The sequence below is a fragment of the Prauserella flavalba genome, from assembly GCF_003202235.1.
Classification (GTDB): Bacteria; Actinomycetota; Actinomycetes; order Mycobacteriales; family Pseudonocardiaceae; genus Prauserella_A; species Prauserella_A flavalba.
On record NZ_MASU01000008.1, the window covers coordinates 250,853 to 266,102 of the forward strand.

Below are 15,250 nucleotides of genomic sequence, written 5' to 3' on the forward strand. Positions count from 1 at the left end.
TCCTGGGAACGCTGACTGGAGTTCCCAGGATGACCATTGCCGGAGTTGCTAAACCGGCATCACCGCACGCCGCGGGGCCGGAACTGGATGCTGATGCGCGGCCCCACCGGTTTGCTCGTCTTCGGCACCGCGTGCTCCCACGTGCGCTGACACGACCCGCCCATGACGATCAGGTCGCCGTGGCCGAGCCCGTAGCGCACCGTGCCGCCCGGCCCGTCCCTCGGCCGCAGCAGCAATGCCCTCGCAGCGCCCACCGACAGGATCGCCACCATCGTGTCCTCGGTGCTGCCCCTGCCGATCGTGTCGCCGTGCCACGCGACGCTGTCGCGCCCGTCGCGGTAGTAGCACAGCCCCGCGGTGCGGAACGGCTCACCGAGCTCGGCACCGTAGTGCTCGTTCAGCAGCTCGCGCGCCCGCGTGAGCACCGGATCCGGCAGCTCGTCGTCCTCGCCGTAGAAGCTGAGCAGGCGCGGCACGTCCACGGTGCGGTCGTACATCCGCCTGCGTTCCGCGTGCCACGGCACCCCCGTGGCCAGTCGCTCGAACAGCACATCGGCCCCCGTCAGCCACCCCGGCAGCACGTCGACCCACGCGCCCGCGCCCAGTTCCGTGCGCCGGACGTCGTGGAGCGGGCCGAGCGCGGTGGCATCGCTCGCCCCGAACAGGGAACCCTGGAGTGCGACATCCATGCCGGTGAGCCTACCGGCTATCGAACAAGTGTTCTACCCCGAGTGGAGCGGAAAGCAGGGATTCGCATGGCGACCGTGGAGCTGACCAGCGACAACTTCGAGGAGGTCGTGGGAAAGGACGGCATCGTGCTGGTCGACTTCTGGGCCTCGTGGTGCGGGCCGTGCCGTCAGTTCGCACCCGTGTACGAACAGGCGGCGGACCGGCACACCGACATCGTGTTCGGCACCGTCGACACCGAGGCGCAGACCTCGATCGCGCAGGCGTTCGGCATCTCCTCGATCCCGACGCTGATGGCCGTCCGCGACGGCGTGCTCCTGTACGCGCAGCCGGGCGCGCTGCCCGAGCACGCCCTTGAGCAGCTGATCGGCAAGGTGCGCGACCTGGACATGGACGAGGTCCGCAGGGAACTGGACGAGCAGGGCAAGAAGAACAAGCAGGCCTGAGCGCGGGCGACCCCCCATCCGGGTGGTTCCACCGGAGCGCGGGCCCGGGCGCACAAACTGCTCGCTGGGCATCTGACGCTCGTCCGCAGTGAAGGCCACCTTCATTGCGTTGAACGCAGTGAAGGTGGCCTTCACTGCGGAAGCGCAGGGCTAGACGAAGTCGAGGGCCTGGGTGAGGGAGTCGGCGGGGCTGCCCGCGGTGATGATCGTGTAGGCGCCCGGCCAGGGGTTGACGTGCTCCTCGGCCTTGGCGCACTGCTCCGAGCCCGGGCCGCCCCGGCGCGCCGTCATCGCCTTCGGTGCCCAGCAGCAGAGCCGCACCAGCTTGCTGTGGGTCTCCCTCGCGAGATCGGTGGCCGCCATGCGGTGTTCCGGCGCCATCCACGACGCGTCGAGCACCACCGGCGTGCCCATCCCGAGGCGGGTCGCCGCGCGCCTGAGCAGCTCAGGGTAGGACCGCTCGGCGTGCTCCTGGTCGCGCAGGCTCAGCACCGGCGCGTGCAGGTGATCGCCCAGCGCGCAGCTGAGGGTCGACTTGCCCGAGCCGGGCAGCCCGCCGACGAGGATGAGCCGCACGGTCGCCTGCCGCAGGTGCCGCAGCGCGCGTTCGGTGTGGCCGGCGGCGAGCGCGTGCCAGGCGAGGTAGTGGTGCCGCAGCGTGTCCGGAGCCGGGTCGCCGGCGTGCTCGGTGTACTCGGCGAGCAGCAGCGCCGCGTCCTCGGCCCGGCCCTCCGCCTCCAGCCCTGCGGCGACGCCGGTGGCCTCGTCGAGCCCGTCGACCCACCCGCCGCCGCCGGCCGCGACCACCCTGCCCCGCTCGGCCCGGTCGGCGAACAGCGGCTCGCGCCCGGCCAGGAACTCACCGGCGAGGCGCCTGATCTCGCCCGCGCGCACGGCACGCCAGCGTTCGCGCGTCGCCGCCCATTGGCTCTCGCGGCCCCGGTCGGCGGTGGCATGATGCCGCGCGAGCGTTCGGGCCTGCTCGCGGACGGTGGAACGCGGTCCGTTGACCACGTTCCCAGTGTGCGACCCGAGGGGGTCGTGAGGGAAGACCCGACCGTTCACGCGGCCGGTGATACGCCAGCCGCCGGAAGCGCCCGTCGTGTCGACAAGGCTCCTACACTTGGACCATGCATCGACCTCGACCGGTGACCGAGGTGCCCGACGTAGTCGGGCTGGGGGCGCAGGACGCGTGCTCGATCGTGCGGCGCGCCGGCCTGGTTCCCGTCGGCCCGGACGACGGCGCCGAGCCGACGACCGGCGTGGTCACGGCGCAGCGTCCCGTGGGCACCGCCGGGGCCGAGGAGGGCACCCAGGTGGTGCTGTGGACCCACCCGGGCCGCGAGACGGACACCGTGCTGGTGCCGCCGACACCGGTCGAGTCGGGCGAGCTGGATCCCGTCTGACGCACTGTCCGCATCGGACGGTGATGACTCAGCCGAGATCGAGGCGCGCGAGCACGGGCCGGTGATCCGAGCCGGGCGCGTCGCGCCGCTCTCCCGGGTCGTCGGTCACCGAGTCGCCGCCCTCGCCGGTGACCACCGCGCTCACGGACCCGACGAGCCGGTGGCTGACGAGGATGTGGTCGATCAGCTCTCGCCGGCCCTGGTAGGTCCTGGAGAACCGGTGCTTCTCCTCGATCAGCGGGGCGAGGTTCCACAGCCGCGCGCCGTCTCCCCGGTCGTCGCGGTCGAAGCCCGGCGTGTGCAGCTCCGAACCGGGCGGCCCCTGCAGCAGGGTCGTGGTCGCCGCGTACTGCTCGTCGTTGAGGTCGCCGAGCACCGCCAGCGCCCGCCGTCGTCCCTCGCCGTCGAGCAGCCGGGTCGCGAACTCGCGCACCGTCGCCGCCTCGGCGGCCCTGCGGCCGAGCGCGTACACGGCGAACCGGGCACGCTCGTCCTCGTCCCGTGGGGCGAACCGGCCGCCGGGAAAGGTCAGCAGCTTCGACTTGAGGTGGCACGACACGAGCGTCACGTCGAGCCCGCCCGTGCGCACGACGGACTTGAGCGCGGGCCTGCCCATGCGGCCGGTCGTGCGCCCGTCGTCGTCCACCTGCACCGGCGCGAGCCTGCCGGGAAACTCCGCGACCTCCTCGAGGCCGGCCAGCGCCAGCCGGGAGAGGAACCCGACCCGGATGCCGCGCGTGTCGGGTTCGGCCAGCTCGATCTCCCAGTCACCGCCCGCGCGGTCGGCGAGCTCGCGCAACGCGTCCGGATCGCCGACCTCCTGCACGGCGAGGACGTCCGGCTCCAGACTCTGGATGGTGCGTGCGAGCGCGGCGAGCTTGGCCTCGTAGGCGTCGCGCGTGCGCGGTCCGGCCTCCCCGCCGGGCTGGAAGAGGTTCTCCAGGTTCCACGTGCCGATCGCGATCATCACGACCTCCGCTCACCGGCGCCCCCCGAGACGACAGTGACGTGCTCACTGTCCTCGCGGCGACGCCGGGGCGGCAAGGGCCTTCGTGCCTTGTTCACGCACTCGTCGCCGGGGCGATGTTCTGGTTGAAGCGGAACACGTTGGCCGGGTCGTGCACCGCCTTGAGCCTCGCGAGCCGGTCGTGGTCGCCGGGGTCGTAGCCGGTGCGCGCGTCGGCCACCGTGCCGTACACGAAGTTCAGCGAACGCCCGAGCGTCGCGGGCCCCAGCGCGGCGAGCACTTGCGCGTGCGCGCCGCGGGCCGTGGGGGCGTCCACCTCCTCGTCGAGCCCCGAGAGCACGCGCACCAGGAACTCGGCGTCGCGGTGCCCGACCGCGCCGCCGGTGCCGCCACTGCGCAGGGCGCCGCCGAGGTGGCGGAGGTCCACCACGCACGGCACCGGTGCGCCCGGTCCGGCGAGGGCGACGAGCGAGCGCACCGCCGCCGCGTCGAGCCCGCGCACGAACGTGTTGTCGCCCACGTAGGCGTGCGGATCGGAAGGGTCGTTGTAGATGGTGGGCGTGGCGGAGTAGGGCAGCTCGCCCAGCTCGTCGCGCAGGCGTGGCGCCACGGCCCGCAGCGACGCCACCAGTTCCTCGCCCTCCGCCTCGCCGCCGAGGTGGGCGATGCGCACGTGCACGAGATGCCTGCCCCGCAACGGTTCCGGTACGCCGGGTGCGTCCGGCACCGGCACCATGCCCACCGACGACGTCAGCTCGGCGGGCACGGTCGCCGTCCAGCTCCGGTAGGCCTCCAGCACCTCGGCGGCGTGAGCGCCGTCGAAGAGCAGACCGCCGCCGTAGAGCCGCGCCACGGGCACCAGGCCGAGCTCCAGCCCGGTGACGACGCCGAAGTTGCCGCCGCCGCCGCGCAGCGCCCAGAACAGGTCCGGGTCCTGTCGGCGCTCACCTCGCGGACCTCGCCGTCCGCGGTGACGAGCTCGACGCGGCGCACGTGGTCGGCGGCGTAGCCGTAGCGGCGGGCGAGCGGGCCGAGGCCGCCGCCGAGCGTGTAGGACACGGCGCCGACGCCGGGGGAGGAGCCGCTCAGCGGAGCCAGCCCGTGCGCGGCGGTGGCGTCGAGGACTCGCCGCCAGCGCACCCCGGCGCCGAGCCACGCCGTGCGGGCCACCGGGTCGACGCGCACGGAGTCCATGCGCCGCGTGCTGATCAGCATCGCGTCCCCGGTGGCGGGCGCGACGAGCCCGTGGCCGGTGGCCTGTACCGCGACGGCGAGTCCGCGCGCGGTCGCGAACCGTACCGCCGCGCCGACATCGGCGGCGTCGAGCGCCTCGGCGACCACGGCGGGCCGGTGGGTCAGCGCCCGCTGGAAGCCGGAGCGTGCGTCGGCGTAACCCTCGGTGCCGGGCAGGTGGACCGGGCCGCGGACGTGGCGGGCGAGGTGGTCGAGGTGAGTCGCGGAAGCGGTCATGAGCCCAGCCTGGGGCCGGATTTTCCAGAAGTCCAACAGCTATTTCTGCTCATAGCTATCATGTCTGGTTATGGAGCTGAGGCAGCTGCGGTACTTCGTCACCGTGGTCGACGAGGGCGGCTTCACGCGCGCCGCGGAGAAGCTGCACGTCGCCCAGCCGGGCGTGAGCGCCCAGATCCGGCAGCTCGAACGCGAGCTGGGGCAGCCACTGCTGGACCGCTCGGGCCGCGCCGTGCGGCTCACGCAGGCCGGTTCCGCCGTGCTGCCCTACGCGCGGGCCGCGCTCACCGCCGTCGACGGCGCACGGTGCGCCGTGGAGGAGCTGACCGGGCTGCTGCGCGGCAGCGTCGCGATGGGCACGCTGCCCTCGTGCGCGCCACTCGGCGTCGCGGACCTGCTGGCGAGCTTCCACGAGCGGCACCCCGGCGTGGAGGTGACGCTCACCGAGTCCGACGCGGGCACGCTTCTCGACGGCGTGCGGGACGGCGGGCTCGACGCGGCGCTCGTCGCGTTCGGCGGCAGCGCGCCCGAGGGCCTCGCCACCCAGACCGTGCTCGACGAGTACCTGGTCGCAGCCGTCCGGCCCGGCGACCCGCTGGCCGGGCGCGACACGGTGCCGCTGCGGGCGCTCGCCGACCGGGCGCTGATCAGCCTGCCGCCCGGCGGGGGGATGCGCGCGATCCTCGACCAGGCGTGTACCGCCGAGGGCATCACGCCGCGCATCGCGTTCGAGGCGGGCGATCCCGGGGTGCTGGCCGACCTGGCGAGCCGCGGACTCGGCGTGGCGATCGTGCCCGAGTCCACCGCCCGCGACCGCGCCGACCTGTGCGGCGTCCCGATCGTGCGTCCCCGGCTGCGCGGCACGGTGGCGCTCGCGTGGCGGGCGGCGGGGCCGAGCGGGCCCGCCGCACAAGCGTTCCTCGACCACGCGCGGACCTCGCTCGCCGGCTTCACCGTCGCCGCGTCGTGATAGGACAGGCGCGTGGCAGGGGAGATCCATTGGTCGACGCTCGAGGCGACGCTGGAGCGCATCACCTTCGCCAACGAGGAGACCGGCTACACCGTCGCGCGCGTCGACCCCGGCCGGGGCGGCGACCTCGTCACCGTCGTCGGCTCGCTGCTCGGCGCGCAGCCCGGTGAGGCGCTGCGGATGCGCGGGCGCTGGGCCTCGCATCCCCAGTACGGCAGGCAGTTCCACGTCGAGGACTACCGCACGGTGCTGCCCGCCACCGTCCAGGGCATCCGGCGCTACCTCGGCTCCGGGCTGGTCAAGGGCATCGGCCCCAAGCTCGCCGACAAGATCGTCGAGCACTTCGGCGTCGACGCGCTGGACGTGATCGAGCGCGAGCCGAAGCGGCTGATCGAGGTGCCCGGCCTCGGCCCCAAGCGCACCGGGCTGATCGCCCGCGCGTGGGAGGAGCAGAAGGCCATCAAGGAGGTGATGGTCTTCCTGCAGGGCATCGGGGTGTCCACGTCGCTGGCCGTGCGGATCTACAAGCAGTACGCCGACACCGCGATCGACGTGGTGCGCACCGAGCCGTACCGCCTCGCCTCCGACGTGTGGGGCATCGGCTTCAAGACCGCCGACACCATCGCCAAGGCCGTCGGCATCCCGCATGACAGTCCACAACGGATCAAGGCGGGCCTGCAGTTCACCCTGTCCGAGGCGAGCGGCTCCGGCCACTGCTACCTGCCCGACCAGGAGCTGATCGCCGAGACGATCAAGATCCTCTCCGTGGACGCCGGGCTCGTGATCGACTGCCTGGCCGAGCTGGTGGCCGAGGAGGGTGTGGTCCGCGAGGAGCTGCCCGGCGACGACGATGACCCCGAGGCGGCGATCTACCTGCTGCCGTTCCACCGCGCCGAGGTGGCGCTCTCGGCGCAGCTGCTGCGGCTGCTGCGCACCTCCGCCGACCGGCTGCCCGCGTTCGCGGACGTGGACTGGGGCAGGGCCCTGGCGTGGCTGCACCGGGCTACCGGTGCTGAGCTGGCCCCCGAGCAGGAGGCCGCCGTGCGGCTCGCCCTCACCGAGAAGGTCGCGGTGCTCACCGGCGGTCCCGGCTGCGGCAAGAGTTTCACGGTCCGCTCGATCGTCGCGCTCGCGGCCGCGAAGAAGGCCAAGGTGGTGCTGGCCGCCCCCACCGGGCGCGCGGCGAAACGGCTCACCGAGCTCACCGGGCACGAGGCCGCGACCGTGCACCGGCTGCTGGAGCTCAAACCCGGCGGCGACGCCGCCTACGACCGGGACCGGCCGCTGGAGGCCGACCTCGTGGTGGTGGACGAGGCGTCGATGCTCGACCTGCTGCTGGCCAACAAGCTCGCCAAGGCCGTCGCGCCCGGCACCCACCTGCTGCTCGTCGGCGACGTCGACCAGCTGCCGTCGGTGGGTGCGGGCGAGGTGCTGCGCGACCTGCTCGCCGAGGGCACGCCCGTGCCGCACGTCCGGCTCACCCGGATCTTCCGGCAGGCGAGCAAGTCCGGCGTGGTGACCAACGCCCACCGCATCAACGCGGGCGACTACCCGCTCACCCAGGGCCTGCCCGATTTCTTCCACTTCACCGTCGACGATCCCGAGGAGGCCGCGCGGCTCACCGTCGACGTCGTCGCGCGGCGCATCCCGGCGAAGTTCGGGCTGGACGCGCGGCGTGACGTGCAGGTGCTCGCGCCCATGCACCGGGGCCCGGCGGGCGCGGGCGCTCTCAACGCGGGGTTGCAGGAGGCCCTCACCCCGGCCAGGCCCGGCCTGGCCGAACGCCGTTTCGGAGGCCGCGTCTTCCGGCCCGGCGACAAGGTCACGCAGCTGCGCAACAACTACGACAAGGGCGCCAACGGGGTCTTCAACGGCACGCAGGGCGTGGTGACCGCGCTGGACACCGACGAGCAGAAGCTCACCGTGCGCACCGACGACGGCGAGGACGTGGACTACGAGTTCACGGAACTGGACGAGCTGGCCCACGCCTACGCGGTCAGCATCCACCGCTCGCAGGGCAGCGAGTATCCGTGCGTCGTCGTGCCCGTGACCACGAGCGCGTGGATGATGCTGCAGCGCAACCTGCTCTACACCGCCGTCACGAGGGCGAAGAAGCTCGTGGTGCTGATCGGGTCGAAGCGGGCCATCGGGCAGGCGGTGCGCACGACCGGAGCCGGGCGCAGGCACACCGCGCTGGCCCACCGCCTGCGCGCCTGAGCCGCCCCGGCAGAATGGCGGCCGTGGCGGCCAAGCGCAGTGCGGGGATCCTGCTCCATCGCGGCACCGGTGACGACACCGAAGTGCTGCTCGGTCACATGGGCGGGCCGTTCTGGGCGCGCAAGGACGCCGGTGCGTGGACCGTGCCGAAGGGTGAGTACGCCGACGACGAGGAGCCCGTGGCCGCGGCGCGCCGGGAGTTCCTCGAGGAGCTGGGGCTGCCCGCGCCCGACGGTGAGCTCGCGCCGCTCGGCGAGGTCCGGCAGTCCGGCGGCAAGGTGGTCACCGTGTGGGCGCTGGAGGGCGACCTCGATCCCTCGGCCGTCGTGCCGGGCACGTTCGAGCTGGAATGGCCGCCGAGATCTGGGCGGGTGCAGGAGTTTCCCGAGCTGGACCGGGTCGCGTGGTTCCCGCTCGCGGAGGCGGGGGAGAAGCTCGTCAAGGCCCAGCGCGTCTTCCTCGACCGCCTCGCAGCCCTGCGCTGAGTCGCGGCGGGACCGCAGTGAAGGTGGCCTTCACTGCAGTCGGGAACCGGGGTCAGCGGCGGCGGCCGTAGGTCTGTTCCAGTGCGCGGATGCAGTCGTCGACGATGGCGTGCATCGCCGGGTCGCTGCTCGTGCGGGTCACGGTGTCGAAGTACCAGTTCGCCAGCCACATCCCCGCGGCCGTGCCCGCCTCGGCGAAGACATGGCGGATCACCTGGACGGCGTGGTGGGAGTCGCGGCTGCGCGTGGTGATCAGCAGTTCCGTCGCCTGGTAGCCGAGGTACGCGTCCCTGTCCAAGGTCGGCAGGTTGGCTTCCATGACACGGCTCCCTCGCGGCGGGGCGGACACGCGGCGACGCATATGTACCCAGCCGGGTGACGTCCCAAACCGCTCGGGTGGTTGTTTTCTCCCGGCCGTGCCGGGTACGTATCGATCATGACGACGATGCCGGAGAGGACGGCCGCCCCGGGACGCGTGTGCGTGACGGGGCGCCGTCGCCGGCGAATCCTGTTGGGCGGCGGGCGATCCGTCCGCGTTCTCGCGTCGTACCCCGTGTGCAGGGAGATCGGGCTGCACAGCCTCGCCTCGGCGATCGAGTTCGAATGCGCCCGCTGCCACGCCTCGTGTGAGGCCACGCTCGTCGGCGTGCTGCACCGGTTGCTGGTGTGCCCCTCCTGCTATGCCGCACTGGGCGCGCGGCGCCGGCCACGCCGGGAGCGAATTGAGGGCTTTCGGCCCTGCCGTGCCACGCCGGCCGGCGTCAAGCTGTATGCGTTCGCCCGTTAGGGCCGCGGTGAAATGGGTGGATCAAAACGGGGTCCGTCCGCGGCAGGTACCGACCGGTGGCGGGGAAATCGCCGGATGGTATCGGGGGCGTGCAGCCAGGTGACGGTGTCGTGCCTGGCATCCGCACGGCCCCAAGTGGAGGTGCGGGCAGCCGGCTAAATGGGGTGCTGGCTGCCCGCACCACTATGTCCGGGCCCTGAGCCTGCGGTGAGCGGCCATCCGCACGGGGGCGTTGACGGCGCCGTAACCCGCGTAGCCGTGCAGCCGCTGGACCACCTCGAAGAACACGCGCCCGCCCAGGACCTCGGTGTAGAAGTGCAGGTACTCGCCGGTCTCGTCGCGGTCGTAGAGCACGGAGTGCTCGCGCAGCGCGGCGAGCAGCCCTGGCGGCGGCGCCAGGCGCGCGTCGAGGTCGTCGTAGTAGTTGTCCGGGATCTCCAGCAGCGGGGCGCCGCGTTCCCGCATCGCGGCGGCGCTCGCGATCACGTCGTCGCTGCCGAACGCCACGTGCTGCGGCGACGGGACACGCGGCGCCCACTCGCCCCGGCGCAGGCGGGCGACGTTGAGCGCGATCCGCACCCGCTTCGCCTCGTCGGTCACCGCCCGGCTGCGCACCAGCCCGAACGGCGCGGCGAACTCGGTCGCCGGCTCGGGATCGAGCCCCAGCACCGAGCGGTAGAACAGGGCGGCCTCGTCGAAGTTGTCGAACGGCTGCGTGAGCGACACGTGATCGGTGCCGGTGAGGCCCGCGCCCGGTGCCCGGCCGGCACCGGCGGGGGCGAAGTCGGACCGCCAGTCGCCGCTGCGGCAGAAGAACACCGCGGTGCCGTCGGGCGCGGCCACCGACGACAGCGCGGCCTCGTCGGCACCGGCCTGCCGGGGCAGCACCGGGGCGAGCAGCGCCTCCGCCCGCTTCGCCGAGGTCACCGGGTCGGCGCTCTCCACGCCGAGCGCGGCCACCTCGGCACCGGCTGCCGCGCGCGGGGTGGCGTTGAGCAGGATCCTGGCCTCGCCCTGCTCCCACAGCTGCACCGGCTTGGAGCGGTGCTGCCCGGTGTGCGTGAAGCCGAGTGCGGTGAGCGCGCGGGCGACGACCGGCCCCGACGTGCCGTCGACGGCGAGTTCGGTGAACGCGTGCCCGGACAACGCGGGTGCCGGGGGCAGCGTGGCGTCACCGGAGTCCTCGCGCAGGGCGAGCAGCGAGCGCATCGCGTCGACGGCGGCCCTCCGGGGGTCGGCCTGCCGGAAGACGTCGTTGAACACCTCCAGCGACAACGGTCCCGCGTACCCCGTGCCGAGCACCGTGGAGACGAACCCGGCGAGGTCGAAGGAGCCCTGGCCGGGGAAGAGCCGGTGGTGGCGGCTCCACTGGAGCACATCCATGTGCAGCTTCGGCGCGTCGGCCAGCTGCAGGAAGAAGATCTTGTCGCCGGGAATCACGCGGATCCCGGCGGGGTCGCTGCCGCGGGAGAGCACGTGGAAGCTGTCGAGGCACAGCCCGAGCGCGGGATGCGCGGCGCGGCGCACGATCCGCCACGAGTGGTCGTAGGTGTTGACGTGCCTGCCCCAGGCGAGCGCCTCGTAGGCGATGCGCAGGCCTCTGGCCGCCGCGCGGTCGGCGAGCAGGTGCAGCTGCTCGGCGGCGAGGTCGTCGTCGTCCACCGAGTCGGGCGAGACCGAGGAGCACACGAGCATCGTGTCGGCGCCGAGGCGCTCCATCACGTCGAACTTGAGCTCGGCGCGCCGCAGGTTGGCGGCGAGCACGTCGGGCGGCACGGACTCGAAGTCGCGGAACGGCTGGTAGAGGTCGATCGAGAGGCCGAGGTCGGCGCACCGGGCCCGGACCTCGGCGGGCGAGGCCGGTGCCGACACGAGGTCGTTCTCGAAGATCTCCACGCCATCGAACCCGGCGGCGGCCGCCGCGGCGAGCTTGTCCTCCAGGGTGCCCGACAGGCACACGGTCGCGATGCCGTGCCGGGGGCGGTCAGGTGCGGACATGCGTCTCTCCCGTGAGCGCGTCGAAGTGGCGGAGCATGCGGCCCGCGTCCGGCTCGTGGCCGGTGAACAGCCGGAACGCGTCGGCGGCCTGGAAGACGGCCATCTTGCCGCCGTCGAGCACGCGGCAGCCGCGCTCCCGCGCGGTGGTGACCAGCGGGGTGTCGAGCGGCCGGTACACGATGTCGGCGACCCACAGCCCGGGTCGCAGCAGCTCGGCGGGCAGCGGGAGGCCGGGGTGCGCGGCCATGCCGGTGGGCGTGGCGTGCGCGAGCCCGTCGGCCCGCGCGAGCGCCGCGGCCAGCCCGTCGCCGCGGTCGAGCCTGCCGGCCTCGGCGCGCTCGGCGCCGAACCGTCCGCGCAGCGCGTCGGCGAGCGCCCCGGAGCGCGAGGGGTCGGCGTCGAAGATCCGGATCGTGCCCGCGCCGAGCGTCAGCAGAGCGTGGGCGACCGCCGCGCCGGCCCCGCCCGCGCCGAGCAGGACGACGTCGTCGAGTGCCGCGTCCGGAAGGCCGAGCCCGACGCTGCGGGCGAAGCCGGACGAGTCGGTGTTGTGCCCGATGGCGCGGTCGCCCTCGAAGACGACGGTGTTGACGGCGCCGAGTGCCTCGGCCTCCGGGGCGAGCTCGTCGAGGTGGGCGAGTACGAGCTGCTTGCAGGGGTGGGTGACGTTGAGGCCGTCGAAGCCGGCGAGTTTCGCCGCGGCCACGAGGTCGCCGATCGCCGTGGCCTTCAGGCCGAGCACGTCGAGGTCGAGCCTGCGGTAGAGGTAGCGCAGGCCCAGTTCGTCGGCCTCGCGCTCGTGCAGCGCAGGGCTCAGCGACGGGCCGATGCCCGTGCCAACGAGCCCGACGAGGTAGCTGCCTTCGGTGTGCGGTGGCGACACGAACTCTCCCCAACATTGAACGAACCAGCTAGTTAATTGTAGCGGCGCCGTGCGGAGCCGGGAAGTACTGCCAGCTAGAGTGGCATCTCTCACCGTCGGACGAAGGGGGACTCGTTGGCAGCGCAGCCTGCTCGCGACGCCGAGCGGACCCGGGCGGAGATCCTCGAGGTGGCCACGCGCGAGTTCTCCGACCACGGCTACGCGGGCGCGCGGGTGGACGAGATCGCGGCGAAGACGCGCACCACCAAGCGGATGCTCTACTACTACTTCGGCAGCAAGGAGCAGCTCTTCGTCGCCGTGCTGGAGAAGGCGTACACGACCATCCGCGCACTGGAGCAGGAGCTCGACGTCGAGCACCTCGACCCCGTCGACGCGATCCGGCAGCTGGCCGAGCTGACCTTCGACCACCACGAGTCGCACCCGGACTTCATCCGCCTCGTCAGCATCGAGAACATCCACCGCGCCGAGCACATCGGCACGTCGTCGGTGCTGTCGAGCCTGGCCAACCCGGCGCTCGACGTGCTGGCCCGCATCCTGGAGCGCGGCCGCGCGGCGGGCAGGTTCCGTGCCGACGTCGACCCGCTCGACGTGCACATGATGATCAGCGCGTTCTGCGTCTTCCGCACCGCCAACCGGCACACCTTCGAGGCGATCTTCAAGCGCGACATGCTCGACCCGGCCCGGCGGGAGCACTACCGGACGATGCTCGGCGAGCTCGTGCTCGACTACCTCACCGCGCGCTGAGCCCGCGAGGTCCGCGCAGAAAACGCACGCTTGACAAACCGGGTGGCGGCATCACAACATCCCTATTAACCATCTAGTACATAACTATCTAGTACGTACGATCTTTGGATCGCCCCCTGTTCCCGCAACGGAGCAGCGACAGAGGAGCACACCGTGACGTCTCCCTCCGGACCCACCGAGGCAGCCGCGCCTCGGGGCAAGCCCCGCAAGGCCGCACTGGCGGCCTGGATCGGGAGTGCGCTGGAGTACTACGACTTCTTCATCTACGGCACCGCCGCCGCGCTCGTGTTCTCGGACATCTTCTTCCCCGACGCCGACCCGGCCACCGGCACGCTGCTCGCCCTCGCGACGTTCGGCGTCGGCTACCTCGCCAGGCCGGTCGGCGCCTTCGTGCTCGGCCACGTCGGCGACCGGTTCGGCCGCAGGAAGGTCCTCGTCTTCACGCTGCTGCTGATGGGGGTGTCGACGTTCCTCGTCGGCTGCCTGCCCACCTACGACGAGGTCGGCGTGCTGGCGCCCGTGCTGCTGGTGACGCTGCGCCTGCTGCAGGGCATCTCCGCGGCGGGCGAGCAGGCCGGCGCCAACTCGATGAGCCTCGAACACGCCCCCGCGCACCGCAGGGCCTACTACACGAGCTTCACGCTCAGCGGCACGCAGGCCGGGCAGATCCTTGCCACGGCGGCGTTCCTGCCCATCGCGGCGATGCCGGAAGAGCAGCTCATGTCGTGGGGCTGGCGGCTGCCGTTCTGGCTCAGCGCGGTCGTGGTGGTGGTCGGGTTCGTCATCCGCCGCACGCTCGACGAGACCCCGGTGTTCACCGAGGAGGTCGCGCAGGACAAGGCGAAGCTGCCCGTGGTGGTGCTCTTCCGCGACCACTGGGCCGACGTGCTGCGTGTGATCGTGGCCGCCGTGATCGCGTCGGTCAGCACGATCTTCACCGTGTACGCGCTGTCCTACGCTGTCAACACCGTCGGCGTGGAGCGCACCCCGATGCTGTGGGTCGGCGTGCTCGCCAACGTCGTCGCGCTCGTCGCGATCCCGTTGTGGGCCATCCTCGCCGACCGGATCGGCCGCAAGCCGGTGTTCATCGGCGGCTCCCTCGGGTGCGCCGTGCTGATCTTCGCCTACCTGTGGGCGATCTCGACGGGCAACCTCGGGCTCATCTTCGCGGTCGGCATCCTGATGTTCGGTGTGGTCTACAGCGCCACCAACGCGATCTGGCCGTCGTTCTACGGCGAGATGTTCACCGCGAAGGTGCGACTGTCGGGCATGGCGATCGGCACGCAGATCGGCTTCGCCGTCGCCGGCTTCACGCCCAGCATCTCGGCGGCGCTCGCCGGTGACGACGGGTCCAACTGGGTCGCCGTCGCCGTCTTCACCGCCGCGCTGTGCCTCGTCAACGCGATCGCGGTGGCCACGGGCAAGGAGACCTACCGGGTGCCGACCGAACTGCTCGGCCAGAAGGACGCCAGGCCCTCGTCGGCGAACGCGGCGGCCGCGTCGGCCTGAGCGCGCTCCTCGCGCGTGCCCGGCTAGGGTAAGCAGACACTCACCTCGGCACCGGGAGCAGGCGATGGGCACGCGCGAGGACATCATCGCGGCCGCGGCGCGGATCATGCGCGACGAGGGCTACGCCCGCGCGACCACCAAGGAGATCGCGCGGGCGGCGGGCTACTCGGAAGCCGCGCTGTACAAGCATTTCCGCGACAAGACCGAGATCTTCGTCAGCGTGCTCACCGAGCGGCTGCCCGGGCTGGTGCCCCTGCTGGGCGACCTGCAGGGCAGGGCGGGTGAGCGTGCCGTGCGCGACAACCTCGTCGACGTCGCGCGCACCGCCATCGCGTTCTACGCCGAGAGCTTCCCGCTCTCGGCGTCGGTGTTCTCCTCGCGGCAGCTGCTCGCCGCGCACCGGGAACGGCTGCGGGAGCTGGCTCCCGGCTCGGGGCCCGACAGGCCGCTGACGGCGCTGGCCGCCTACCTGCGCGCCGAGCGCGACGGTGGCCGCGTGCCCGCCGAGGTGGACCCCGGCGCCGCGGCCGCGCTGTTGCTCGGCGCCTGTTTCCAGCAGGCGTTCCTGGTCGCCTTCACCGGGGACCGGCCGGATGGGGACACGCTGCACGACCTGGCCGCGGACCTCGTGGGTGCGCTCGTCGCGTGCTGGTGACACACGGCCTCGTCGCGAGCTGACCC

General features: G+C 72.6%; 17 protein-coding genes. 9 read left to right on the forward strand and 8 right to left on the reverse strand.

Annotation, left to right across the window (positions count from 1 at the left end; all coding sequences use genetic code 11):
- Positions 1 to 59 precede the first annotated feature (59 nt).
- On the reverse strand, positions 60 to 689 hold the full coding sequence (locus tag BA062_RS21590; RefSeq protein ID WP_110339507.1) for an alpha-ketoglutarate-dependent dioxygenase AlkB: 630 nt from the start codon (positions 687 to 689) through the stop codon (positions 60 to 62).
- Positions 690 to 755: 66 nt separating this feature from the next.
- Between BA062_RS21590 and trxA the strand changes: the two genes are divergently transcribed.
- Entirely contained in the window at positions 756 to 1,133 is a 378-nt protein-coding gene (gene trxA, locus BA062_RS21595) for a thioredoxin (protein WP_110339509.1), read from the forward strand.
- A gap of 150 nt (positions 1,134 to 1,283) precedes the next feature.
- Here trxA and BA062_RS21600 read toward each other — a convergent pair whose 3' ends face one another.
- Positions 1,284 to 2,147: a P-loop nucleotide/nucleoside kinase family protein gene (locus BA062_RS21600; protein WP_110339511.1), complete on the reverse strand. Its 864-nt coding sequence runs from the start codon at positions 2,145 to 2,147 to the stop codon at positions 1,284 to 1,286.
- Positions 2,148 to 2,263: 116 nt separating this feature from the next.
- Here BA062_RS21600 and BA062_RS21605 point away from each other — a divergent pair, with 116 nt between their 5' ends.
- The gene (locus tag BA062_RS21605; protein WP_110339513.1) at positions 2,264 to 2,539 is read left to right on the forward strand and encodes a PASTA domain-containing protein; all 276 of its coding nucleotides are present in this window, start codon (positions 2,264 to 2,266) and stop codon (positions 2,537 to 2,539) included.
- A gap of 28 nt (positions 2,540 to 2,567) precedes the next feature.
- Here BA062_RS21605 and BA062_RS21610 read toward each other — a convergent pair whose 3' ends face one another.
- From BA062_RS21610 to BA062_RS41200, 3 genes are all read right to left on the reverse strand, one after another.
- The gene (locus tag BA062_RS21610; protein ID WP_210406946.1) at positions 2,568 to 3,506 is read right to left on the reverse strand and encodes an endonuclease/exonuclease/phosphatase family protein; all 939 of its coding nucleotides are present in this window, start codon (positions 3,504 to 3,506) and stop codon (positions 2,568 to 2,570) included.
- A 94-nt stretch (positions 3,507 to 3,600) separates the two neighbouring features.
- Positions 3,601 to 4,365 carry a BBE domain-containing protein gene (locus tag BA062_RS41195; RefSeq protein ID WP_342768936.1) on the reverse strand — a complete coding sequence of 255 codons (765 nt, stop codon included), beginning with the start codon at positions 4,363 to 4,365 and terminating at the stop codon, positions 3,601 to 3,603.
- Positions 4,257 to 4,976 carry an FAD-binding oxidoreductase gene (locus tag BA062_RS41200; protein ID WP_342768937.1) on the reverse strand — a complete coding sequence of 240 codons (720 nt, stop codon included), beginning with the start codon at positions 4,974 to 4,976 and terminating at the stop codon, positions 4,257 to 4,259. Before BA062_RS41200 ends, BA062_RS41195 begins: the two co-directional genes overlap by 109 nt.
- Positions 4,977 to 5,046: 70 nt before the next feature.
- Here BA062_RS41200 and BA062_RS21620 point away from each other — a divergent pair, with 70 nt between their 5' ends.
- From BA062_RS21620 to BA062_RS21630, 3 genes are read left to right on the forward strand one after another with little or no spacing between them, the layout of a single operon-like run.
- The gene (locus BA062_RS21620; RefSeq protein ID WP_110339515.1) at positions 5,047 to 5,946 is read left to right on the forward strand and encodes a LysR substrate-binding domain-containing protein; all 900 of its coding nucleotides are present in this window, start codon (positions 5,047 to 5,049) and stop codon (positions 5,944 to 5,946) included.
- A gap of 12 nt (positions 5,947 to 5,958) precedes the next feature.
- Complete coding sequence (gene recD2 / locus BA062_RS21625; RefSeq protein ID WP_110339517.1) at positions 5,959 to 8,163, forward strand: SF1B family DNA helicase RecD2; 2,205 nt, start codon at positions 5,959 to 5,961, stop codon at positions 8,161 to 8,163.
- 23 nt (positions 8,164 to 8,186) lie between these two features.
- The gene (locus BA062_RS21630) at positions 8,187 to 8,648 is read left to right on the forward strand and encodes an NUDIX hydrolase (RefSeq protein WP_110339706.1); all 462 of its coding nucleotides are present in this window, start codon (positions 8,187 to 8,189) and stop codon (positions 8,646 to 8,648) included.
- A 52-nt stretch (positions 8,649 to 8,700) separates the two neighbouring features.
- Here the strand turns inward: BA062_RS21630 and BA062_RS21635 are convergent, their stop codons facing one another.
- Positions 8,701 to 8,967 carry a hypothetical protein gene (locus tag BA062_RS21635; protein ID WP_110339519.1) on the reverse strand — a complete coding sequence of 89 codons (267 nt, stop codon included), beginning with the start codon at positions 8,965 to 8,967 and terminating at the stop codon, positions 8,701 to 8,703.
- Between the two features lie 117 nt (positions 8,968 to 9,084).
- On the opposite strand from BA062_RS21635, the gene BA062_RS40255 reads away from it, so the two are divergent.
- A complete protein-coding gene (locus tag BA062_RS40255) occupies positions 9,085 to 9,435 on the forward strand; it encodes a hypothetical protein (protein ID WP_210406947.1) in 351 nt (116 codons plus the stop codon).
- Positions 9,436 to 9,618: 183 nt separating this feature from the next.
- Here BA062_RS40255 and BA062_RS21645 read toward each other — a convergent pair whose 3' ends face one another.
- On the reverse strand, positions 9,619 to 11,433 hold the full coding sequence (locus BA062_RS21645) for a bifunctional sugar phosphate isomerase/epimerase/4-hydroxyphenylpyruvate dioxygenase family protein (protein ID WP_110339521.1): 1,815 nt from the start codon (positions 11,431 to 11,433) through the stop codon (positions 9,619 to 9,621).
- Entirely contained in the window at positions 11,420 to 12,316 is an 897-nt protein-coding gene (locus BA062_RS21650; protein ID WP_110339523.1) for a shikimate dehydrogenase, read from the reverse strand. Before BA062_RS21650 ends, BA062_RS21645 begins: the two co-directional genes overlap by 14 nt.
- Before the next feature lie 114 nt (positions 12,317 to 12,430).
- Here BA062_RS21650 and BA062_RS21655 point away from each other — a divergent pair, with 114 nt between their 5' ends.
- From BA062_RS21655 to BA062_RS21665, 3 genes are all read left to right on the forward strand, one after another.
- Positions 12,431 to 13,060 carry a TetR/AcrR family transcriptional regulator gene (locus BA062_RS21655; protein ID WP_110339525.1) on the forward strand — a complete coding sequence of 210 codons (630 nt, stop codon included), beginning with the start codon at positions 12,431 to 12,433 and terminating at the stop codon, positions 13,058 to 13,060.
- A gap of 153 nt (positions 13,061 to 13,213) precedes the next feature.
- Complete coding sequence (locus BA062_RS21660; RefSeq protein WP_110339527.1) at positions 13,214 to 14,569, forward strand: MFS transporter; 1,356 nt, start codon at positions 13,214 to 13,216, stop codon at positions 14,567 to 14,569.
- Positions 14,570 to 14,633: 64 nt separating this feature from the next.
- The gene (locus BA062_RS21665) at positions 14,634 to 15,224 is read left to right on the forward strand and encodes a TetR/AcrR family transcriptional regulator (RefSeq protein ID WP_110339529.1); all 591 of its coding nucleotides are present in this window, start codon (positions 14,634 to 14,636) and stop codon (positions 15,222 to 15,224) included.
- Positions 15,225 to 15,250 lie beyond the last annotated feature (26 nt).